At 37.6% G+C, this 8,469-nt stretch carries 10 protein-coding genes and 2 pseudogenes; 5 read left to right on the forward strand and 7 right to left on the reverse strand.

Annotated elements, in window-relative coordinates:
* Positions 1 to 395: 395 nt before the first annotated feature.
* The 3 genes and pseudogenes from HT715_RS11365 to HT715_RS11375 form a co-directional block, all read right to left on the reverse strand.
* Positions 396 to 803, reverse strand: a pseudogene (locus HT715_RS11365) (helix-turn-helix transcriptional regulator); the annotation flags it as partial.
* A 43-nt stretch (positions 804 to 846) separates the two neighbouring features.
* Positions 847 to 1,185, reverse strand: coding sequence for a Cd(II)/Zn(II)-sensing metalloregulatory transcriptional regulator CadX (gene cadX, locus HT715_RS11370; protein ID WP_000711082.1), 339 nt, complete (start codon positions 1,183 to 1,185; stop codon positions 847 to 849).
* A gap of 11 nt (positions 1,186 to 1,196) precedes the next feature.
* Positions 1,197 to 1,811 carry a CadD family cadmium resistance transporter gene (locus tag HT715_RS11375; protein ID WP_000615748.1) on the reverse strand — a complete coding sequence of 205 codons (615 nt, stop codon included), beginning with the start codon at positions 1,809 to 1,811 and terminating at the stop codon, positions 1,197 to 1,199.
* Between the two features lie 28 nt (positions 1,812 to 1,839).
* Here HT715_RS11375 and HT715_RS12155 point away from each other — a divergent pair, with 28 nt between their 5' ends.
* From HT715_RS12155 to HT715_RS11395, 5 genes are all read left to right on the forward strand, one after another.
* Positions 1,840 to 2,013, forward strand: coding sequence for a FanG protein (locus HT715_RS12155; protein ID WP_078374329.1), 174 nt, complete (start codon positions 1,840 to 1,842; stop codon positions 2,011 to 2,013).
* Positions 2,014 to 2,478: 465 nt separating this feature from the next.
* The gene (locus tag HT715_RS11380) at positions 2,479 to 3,057 is read left to right on the forward strand and encodes a DUF3796 domain-containing protein (RefSeq protein WP_172922969.1); all 579 of its coding nucleotides are present in this window, start codon (positions 2,479 to 2,481) and stop codon (positions 3,055 to 3,057) included.
* Between the two features lie 2 nt (positions 3,058 to 3,059).
* Complete coding sequence (locus tag HT715_RS11385; RefSeq protein ID WP_172922970.1) at positions 3,060 to 3,284, forward strand: helix-turn-helix transcriptional regulator; 225 nt, start codon at positions 3,060 to 3,062, stop codon at positions 3,282 to 3,284.
* A gap of 327 nt (positions 3,285 to 3,611) precedes the next feature.
* Positions 3,612 to 3,773, forward strand: coding sequence for a hypothetical protein (locus HT715_RS11390; protein ID WP_007284845.1), 162 nt, complete (start codon positions 3,612 to 3,614; stop codon positions 3,771 to 3,773).
* Positions 3,774 to 3,880: 107 nt separating this feature from the next.
* Positions 3,881 to 4,684 carry a peptidylprolyl isomerase gene (locus tag HT715_RS11395; RefSeq protein ID WP_000731911.1) on the forward strand — a complete coding sequence of 268 codons (804 nt, stop codon included), beginning with the start codon at positions 3,881 to 3,883 and terminating at the stop codon, positions 4,682 to 4,684.
* Between the two features lie 55 nt (positions 4,685 to 4,739).
* Here HT715_RS11395 and HT715_RS11400 read toward each other — a convergent pair whose 3' ends face one another.
* The 4 genes and pseudogenes from HT715_RS11400 to HT715_RS11415 form a co-directional block, all read right to left on the reverse strand.
* Entirely contained in the window at positions 4,740 to 6,281 is a 1,542-nt protein-coding gene (locus HT715_RS11400; RefSeq protein ID WP_000025379.1) for an ABC-F family ATP-binding cassette domain-containing protein, read from the reverse strand.
* 1 nt (position 6,282) lies between these two features.
* Complete coding sequence (locus tag HT715_RS11405; RefSeq protein ID WP_000976714.1) at positions 6,283 to 6,765, reverse strand: VanZ family protein; 483 nt, start codon at positions 6,763 to 6,765, stop codon at positions 6,283 to 6,285.
* Positions 6,765 to 7,830 (reverse strand): annotated as a pseudogene (rlmN, locus tag HT715_RS11410) (23S rRNA (adenine(2503)-C(2))-methyltransferase RlmN). Before rlmN ends, HT715_RS11405 begins: the two are co-directional and overlap by 1 nt.
* 20 nt (positions 7,831 to 7,850) lie before the next feature.
* The gene (locus HT715_RS11415) at positions 7,851 to 8,381 is read right to left on the reverse strand and encodes a YutD family protein (RefSeq protein ID WP_001224342.1); all 531 of its coding nucleotides are present in this window, start codon (positions 8,379 to 8,381) and stop codon (positions 7,851 to 7,853) included.
* Positions 8,382 to 8,469 lie beyond the last annotated feature (88 nt).

Consider the following 8,469-nt stretch of genomic DNA (forward strand, 5'->3'; position numbering starts at 1 on the left):
GCTTTCTTAAGATCTGGTTTGGAAAGTATAGATTTCAATTAGACTAAAAACAGCGAAATATCAAGGATTTTAAAAAAGATATCTACTAATTAATTTATAAAATATGAATTAATAGATTCTAAATAGGGGAATAGTTTAGGTCTGTAAAAGATTAAATAATTTCTATTTTAGCTGTTAGAAACGTTGGTACATCAATGTTTTTAGAATGCTACATAATAAAAGGTAGAGTAAATAGTAGAGTAGTTATTGCGTTAGTTCAGCAATCTTATCGATATAAAGATTAACAGATTCTAACTTTCTTTGCGGTGCTAACTCGGCGTATGTGTCCATTGTTGTTGAAATTGATTTATCTTTTTTGATTTTTTAATGACCTTTTTGCCATTATGGATAATTTTTTCAGTTTCATCAGAAATCAAAAATTTTTTTCTTTGAATATTGAAATTTGCGAATGTCTTGGAAAGTCTAAGACAGCTAGATTGTATAGAAATTAAGTCATCATCCGACAAAGAATTCATTCTTTTATTTACAGTTTCCAAATCTCTAAATAAAATAGAGCCGAAGCAGTGGTAAAACATATTTTCAACAAGCTTGGCAATATCTCCAAAAATAATTTCTTTATAGTCTAAGTCGGTTTGAGTATTCAAATAAAGCAATATTGAAGTGGTAACTTGTTGCTTTTCCTTTTCAACTTGACTAACTTGACCTGCATTGCTTAGTTCGCTTTGTGTAATATTGTGTTTTTTTCTTAAATTTTTGATACGAGTAGGTAGTTCATGTGAATAATTTTCTTCAAAAAATTTCATATACAATCCCCCTATAATCATGGAAAAGTAGTAAAAATAGTTGTTATCCTAGTTGATTAAAAAAATCTCTGATTTCCTCATCTTTTATAAAATAATATATAATTTTCCCATCTCTTCTAGTGTCCAAGATGTTTTGATTGGCTAGTTTACGAAGATGGTGGGAGGCAGATGCCATACTGAGATTTAGTAAACAGGCTATATCACAGACACAGAGTTCTTCAACAGCAAGGAGATAAAAGATGATATTTATCTGTTTATTATCGGTAAACTTTGATAAAATACGAAGTGATTTTTGGACTTTTTCCTTTTCAAGGTAGTTCGTCGCGGTTGTAACATTTTGTTGATTTATAATATTCACTTGGCAAATACTATCTTTTTTCATAATTTTTTCTCCTAGCCGAACACAGTCCTTAGCATGTCAAAGCTGTTGTTTTCAATCAGAATATACATCCCCAATCCTAAATAGACAACGGCAATAAACCATCTGCTATATTTTTCCAAAGTTTCTCCAACAGAAGGGACTTGTGCCAATTTTTGGGCAGAAAAAACCAAGAGATAAATCATGACTAGAAAAGTAAGTAAAGTCACTATCAAATTCGCTAAATTTAAGGTGGTAAAATATGGGACAAAGACACCAATATTGTCAGCGCCACAACTTGCAAAAGTAATCATAGCGACTAGAAAAATCAGGTTTTTATTGTCTTTTCGCAAACCATCTTTTGCAATAGCTTCTCCATCAGAATCTCCTAAAAGCAAAACTTTGAGGCCTAGGAAAATTGGAATCAAACCGAGTAAACCTAAAATCTCTTTACTAGGAATATAATTTAAGACAAATGCAAAAAGCAAACTTAGCAATATTAGACTAACAGAGCCTAGAAATTGTCCTAAATAGATGTTAATGATGTCTTTTCTGCTTTTTCTTTTGGCAAAAAATAACATTAGGATAATAAGTAAGTCTACGGCTGTCCCAGAATACAGGATTATTGAAGTAACAACATTTTGAATCATAAAACACCTCATTCAAATATATTTTTGAATGTATTCTAACATTAAACTTTGTAGATGTCAACTTAAAATCCACCAAAATATAGATAAGAAGTTAGTGTACCAAATATTAAAAAGCCCTGCCATCGAAATGATAGCAGGGCTTAACTTCAATATCCAGATGATATATTTATCTAAAAAAGGTAGAGTTTTTATTGATTTGTAGTGCTATATAATGAGTTTCCAAAAATCAAAAATCGCTTAAAATCAGTATTTTGACATCTATTGACGTGTACTGAAATCCTTACTTAACCTCTGTAAAAATTAACTTCTACACCTACAAAGCTTATTCTGACAGACTTTATACAGTCTAAGAAAAAAAGTAGAGATTCATACAGTATCTAGATTTTTCAAAAATTCTTTATCATCAAAAATTCTTTATCATCAAAAATTCTTTATCATCAAAAATTCTTTATCATCAAATATTATTAACGAAACTATCCAAACCAAATCCGATGCATTACTTCAAAGAATTCTTTAGTTGTTTGTCTATCAAGGGCTTTTATTAAAAAATTTTTTCAAATAATTGCCACCTTGGCACATAAATTCTTGCTTTCTAAATTTAAATGTGATATATTTATAACATAAAATTTAAGTGTTATATATTTATAACACAAAAAAGGAGTCTATCATGAAAAAAAGTCAAAAAATGCGTGGCCTCATTGCAATGATTGCCGTAGCTCTCTTTATTGATTTTATTGTTGTATTTGGTTCTAATCTTAGTTGGGAACCCAAGTTAGTTATTACTGGTATTTCAGTGTCAGGTCAAATTGTAGCTATATCGAGCTGGCTACATAAGAGTCAGAAAGGTAAGAGAAAAATTATTTTTGACTTGTCTGCTAAGCTTTACACGATACTTGTGTTTGCAGCAAGCATTTTTTATACAGTAGGAATTTGGGTTACGACCCCAAGCGAAAGTTCTGGTATTAAAGAATGGATTTTGGGAATTGGCCTCGTTATTGAAGTGATTCTATTTGGTTTTTTCTCTTTAAAAAATGTCAAGGAAACTCCGGACGAACGCTTTTATGCTAATTTAGCAAAGGCAGCTAGCTTGATGTTTGTTTTTATACTAGGCGCACTGATGATCCTATCAGTTATCATTGGGTATATGGGGGTTCTCACTCTTTACATGGGTCAGATATTTATTAGCATAGCTGCCTTGATTTGCATTTTTGCGGTTGTCTATTTTATCTTGGAACGTAGAGGATAAGCATGGCCAAAGAAAGCAATATTATTACTAATCTCAAATCTGTTCGTGAGTCCACAGGCATGACCCAGCAGGAGTTAGCCGACCGCATCGGCATTCGACGCGAGACAATTCTGCACTTGGAAAATAACCGTTACAATCCTTCGCTGGAAATGGCTCTTAAAATTGCTCAAGTTTTTAATCTGAAAGTAGAAGACCTCTTTGAACTCAGACAGAAAGAGGAAGCATAATTCTTTTTGAGACCTAGTATTCAGTTCATTGACTAATTAGGAATTGAAGCCAAAAGAAAAAATCCTTTGAAAATGTGCTCTTTTAAAATATAGTAATTCTTTCGAATTAACGTTTACTAATTGTGATGCTTTACGAGCTTTCTTAAGATCTGGTTCCCTAAATACTTTGAGTACTCTTATGGCATTGATGCTCCTAAGCATCTCAAAACTCTGGTAGAAAAAGGTTATGCTGTCCATTGAAACTGCTTTTTACTCACTTGACCATCTAATACGCTACCATAAAAAAGAATATCCTAAAGAAGAAGGGAGTTACTGGACTTTCTAAAAATGAAGGCTACAAATTTGGACCAAGCCCTTCATGAGCATTTTTCAGAAGAAGAATTAGCTTGTCACTTTTCGATTCGTGGCTACAAATTGACTCCAAAGGGAGAGGAAATACTGGAACAGTACCAGGACATTGTCGACCGTCATCCAAAGAAGAATCTCTAATCAAGTGATTTTTGGTTGGCTTCCTCTTAAACTGTCTTGTCACTAACATTTGAAATCCACTTCCTTTTAGGGTACAATGGTAGAAATGAATTTTTGAGAGGATCAGAATGAAAAAACTAGCAACCCTTCTTTTACTGTCCACTGTAGCCCTAGCTGGGTGTAGCAGCATCCAACGCAGTCTACGTGGTGATGACTATGTAGATTCTAGCTTGGCCGCTGAGGAAAGCTCCAAAGCAGCTGCCCAATCTGCCAAGGAGTTAAACGATGCTTTAACAAACGAGAATGCCAATTTCCCGCAACTTTCTAAGGAAGTTGCTGAAGATGAAGCCGAAGTGATTCTCCACACAAGCCAAGGTGATATCCGCATTAAGCTCTTCCCTAAACTCGCTCCTCTAGCGGTTGAAAACTTCCTCACTCATGCCAAAGAAGGCTACTATAACGGCATTACCTTCCACCGTGTCATCGATGGCTTCATGGTCCAAACTGGAGATCCAAAAGGGGACGGTACAGGTGGTCAGTCCATCTGGCATGACAAGGATAAGACTAAAGACAAGGGAACTGGTTTCAAAAACGAGATTACTCCTTATCTCTATAACATCCGTGGTGCTCTTGCTATGGCTAATACTGGTCAACCAAACACCAATGGAAGCCAGTTCTTCATCAACCAAAACTCTACAGATACCTCTGCTAAACTCCCTACAAGCAAGTATCCAAAGAAAATCATCGAAGCCTATAAAGAAGGGGGAAACCCTAGCCTTGATGGCAAACACCCAGTCTTTGGACAAGTGATTGACGGTATGGATGTTGTAGATAAGATTGCCAAAGCCGAAAAAGATGAAAAAGACAAGCCAACTACTGCTATCACAATCGACAGCATCGAAGTGGTGAAAGACTACGATTTTAAATCTTAAAAACCAAAAAAATACAGTATCCACATTCGGTACTGTATTTCTTTTACTCTCATTCTTAAGTTAAATTATTAAAATCCCATATTTGGTCTATCCAGCCTTCATAAAAGTCTGGCTCGTGGCAGACCATAAGGATAGATCCCCTATATTCTTTGAGAGCGCGTTTGAGCTCATCCTTTGCATCCACATCCAAATGGTTGGTCGGCTCGTCCAGCACTAAAACATTGTTTTCACGATTCATCAAGAGACAGAAACGAACCTTGGCTTGCTCTCCCCCTGATAATACTTGAATCTGACTTTCAATATGTTTGGTTGTCAAACCACAACGGGCAAGGGCTGCACGGACTTCTGCTTGATTAAGGGCAGGAAAGGCATTCCAGACAGCTTCAAGAGGAGTTTGGCGATTACCGCCTTCTACTTCCTGCTCAAAATAACCAAGTTCTAAATAATCTCCACGCTCCACTTCCCCAGCGATTGGCGAGATAATGCCCAAGAGACTCTTCAAGAGAGTTGTTTTTCCAATACCATTAGCACCAATAATCGCAACCTTTTGATTGCGTTCAAAGGTAAGATTTAAAGGCTTGGTCAGAGGACGATCATAACCAATCTGCAAATCCTTGGCTTGGAAAATAAAGCGCCCTGGAGTACGAGCTGGTTTGAAATCAAAGGATGGTTTTGGTTTCTCACTTTGCAGTTCGATAATATCCATCTTATCCAATTTCTTCTGACGAGACATAGCCATGTTTCGTGTTGCAACACGTGCTTTGTTTCGAGCCACGAAGTCCTTGAGGTCCGCAATCTCTTTCTGCTGACGTTCGTAGGCTGCCTCTAGCTGAGATTTCTTCATAGCATAGACTTCTTGGAACTGGTAGTAGTCACCAGAGTAACGCGTCAGCTGTTGATTCTCCACATGGTAGACAATATTAATCACGTCGTTCAGGAATGGAATATCGTGCGAAATAAGGACAAAGGCATTCTCATAGTTTTGAAGATAGCGCTTGAGCCAATCAATATGCTCAGCATCCAAGTAGTTGGTCGGCTCGTCCAACAGCAAGATATCTGGCTTTTCAAGGAGGAGTTTAGCCAAAAGCACCTTGGTTCTTTGCCCACCTGACAAAGAGGTTACATCCGTATCCATGCCAAAGTCCATAACACCAAGGGCACGCGCCACTTCGTCAATCTTAGCATCCAAGGTATAGAAATCACGACTCTCTAAACGGTCTTGAAGTTCGCCCACTTCTTCCATGAGAGCATCAACATCAGCTCCATCTTCAGCCATTTCCATATAGAGGTCATTGATACGAGCTTCTGCTTTAAACAGCTCATCAAAAGCTGTACGTAGAACATCACGTACCGACTGCCCTTCAGCAAGGACAGAGTGTTGATCCAAGTAACCAGCCGTCACATATTTGGACCACTCAACCTTTCCTTCATCTGGCAGCATTTTACCAGTCACGATACTCATAAAGGTTGATTTTCCTTCACCATTGGCACCGACCAGGCCGATATGTTCTCCCTTGAGGAGACGGAAGGACACATCTTCAAAAATTGCACGGTCACCAAAACCGTGACTCAGATTTTTAACTTCTAAAATACTCATTTTAATTCCTTATCTTGTTTTTATATAATCGTTTATAAAGGAGCCAAGCCAGATAGCCACCCAAAGTGTTGGTCCACAAATCATCAATCTCAAAGACGCGATTGAAATCAAAGAAAAAGTCCAAGATTAATTGCGTACACTCGATTCCAAGACTCACAAGAAAACTAAAAAGAAGGACCTTTTTTATTTTCCGCAAGTTTGGAAGGAGATAAAGGAGTTGGAACATCAGAGGAAAAAGTAAGAACATATTAAGGATATTTTGTAAAAAAATCCAGCATAATTGTCCCATATCACTCACCTCACCCAGATTCCAGAGGGAGTTTAAAGGAGTCAAAAGAAAAACCAGGCTTCCAAGATGCTGAATACCTGGAGTTTCTACCCCCACGGGAGATTGTTCTTGAGGAGTAAAGCAAAAATAGACAATGCAAATGCTATAGAAAATGACTCCCCAGACCAAAATATGATTATAAGTCTTCTTCATCATTAAGGATTTACCGCTGCGACTGCCTTCTGGCGGTCACGTTTCATTGTGTTAGAGCGCAATTGTCCACAAGCTGCGTCACTATCTGTACCATGCTCTTGACGAACCACACAGTTGACCCCTTTTCTCTTAAGCGTATCATAGAAAGCCAACACGCGCTCTTTGGGACTACGGCTATATTGGTCATGCTCACTAACTGGGTTATAAGAAATCAAGTTTACATAAGACAATTTCTTGATGTTCTTGAGCAATTCAGCTAATTCCAAAGCTTGTTCTACGCCGTCGTTTACTTCATTAAGCATGATATACTCAAAGGTCACACGACGATTAGTTGTCTCAATGTAGTACTCAATAGCTGCAAAGAGCTTTTCAATCGGAAAGGCACGGTTAATCTTCATGGTACTTGAGCGCAGTTCATTGTTGGGTGCGTGAAGAGACACGGCAAGATTGACCTGAACCCCTTCATCAGCAAAGTCACGAATTTTATGGGCCAAACCTGAGGTTGAAACCGTGATGTGACGAGCACCGATAGCCATTCCTTTATCATCATTGATAGTACAAACGAAATTCAAAACATTGTTGTAATTATCAAAGGGCTCACTGATTCCCATGACAACGATATGGCTGACACGTTCATCCTGACCACGCTCATCAAAGTATTTCTGAACCAGCATAATTTGCGCTACGATTTCACCGTTATTGAGGTCACGTTGCTTCTTAATCAAACCAGAGGCACAGAAGGTACAACCGATATTACAGCCGACCTGAGTGGTCACACAGACAGATAAAACGTAGTGTTGACGTATGAGTACTGTCTCAATCAGCATTCCATCTGGCAATTCAAAAAGATATTTAACTGTCCCATCAGCAGACTCTTGCACAATACCTTGTTTCAAGGGATTGACCACAAACTGGTCATTAAGCTTAGCAATCAAATCCTTGGAAAGGTTGGTCATTTCTTCAATAGAGCCATTCCCAGATTTGATCTGCACGGAATTTCTTTTCTCCCTGCTCCAATACCCATTCCTGCATGGTTTGACGTGTTAAACTATAAATTGAGGGTTTCATTTCTTCTCCTTATTCTCTACTCACTTCTGACGAATGACAAAATGACGTTGTCCCTTGTCCTCTTTCTGAGAATGCTGGTCTTTCTGACGACGTCTATTTTTCTTATCTGCATTCGGTTTTCGTTTTGTTTGAGTCGGTTTCTTTCCTTTTCTAAAAGGCTGTTCTTCTTCCTTCTTACGCATTTTCTTGTCAAATGATGCTCGCTTAGGGGCTTCATTTTCTAAGACAAAATAGGCACAACCATAACTACAATACTCTAATAGGTAGTCTTGTAAACGACTGATTTTTTCAAGTTTTTCTTCTGTTCGGTCATCCTTGTAAAAACCTCGTAGGCGAAGCTGTTCGTTGCTCCAGTCTCCCACGATATAATCAAACTTGGTTAAGACTTCTGAAAAACGCTGATTAAAAGCCGTCACATCAAAGGCATCCTTGATATTTTCCACCAAGGAAAAAGCGATCCCTTCCGTTTCAACCTTGTCCCCGTGTAAATGAAACTCAGGACCAGGAAACTTGTTATAGTTGTATAATTCAGGTGCAATTTCTTTTCGCATAGATATCCTTTTTTCACGATTACTTAATACTTTATTCTACCATAATTTCTAGCAGTTAGCACGTTTCTCATAAAAATAGAGATGACAA

Origin of the sequence: Streptococcus sp. 4155 (genome assembly GCF_013276695.1) — a bacterium.
GTDB classification, from domain to species: domain Bacteria; phylum Bacillota; class Bacilli; order Lactobacillales; family Streptococcaceae; genus Streptococcus; species Streptococcus pseudopneumoniae.

Coding starts and splice junctions, on each gene's coding strand:
- cadX (WP_000711082.1), bottom strand. CDS start 1,185: ATGAAAAAAGATAGTATTTGCCAAGTGAATATTATAAATCAACAAAAT.
- HT715_RS11395 (WP_000731911.1), top strand. CDS start 3,881: ATGAAAAAACTAGCAACCCTTCTTTTACTGTCCACTGTAGCCCTAGCT.
- HT715_RS11405 (WP_000976714.1), bottom strand. CDS start 6,765: ATGATGAAGAAGACTTATAATCATATTTTGGTCTGGGGAGTCATTTTC.
- HT715_RS12155 (WP_078374329.1), top strand. CDS start 1,840: ATGTATTCTAACATTAAACTTTGTAGATGTCAACTTAAAATCCACCAA.
- HT715_RS11400 (WP_000025379.1), bottom strand. CDS start 6,281: ATGAGTATTTTAGAAGTTAAAAATCTGAGTCACGGTTTTGGTGACCGT.
- HT715_RS11385 (WP_172922970.1), top strand. CDS start 3,060: ATGGCCAAAGAAAGCAATATTATTACTAATCTCAAATCTGTTCGTGAG.
- HT715_RS11375 (WP_000615748.1), bottom strand. CDS start 1,811: ATGATTCAAAATGTTGTTACTTCAATAATCCTGTATTCTGGGACAGCC.
- HT715_RS11380 (WP_172922969.1), top strand. CDS start 2,479: ATGAAAAAAAGTCAAAAAATGCGTGGCCTCATTGCAATGATTGCCGTA.
- HT715_RS11390 (WP_007284845.1), top strand. CDS start 3,612: ATGAAGGCTACAAATTTGGACCAAGCCCTTCATGAGCATTTTTCAGAA.
- HT715_RS11415 (WP_001224342.1), bottom strand. CDS start 8,381: ATGCGAAAAGAAATTGCACCTGAATTATACAACTATAACAAGTTTCCT.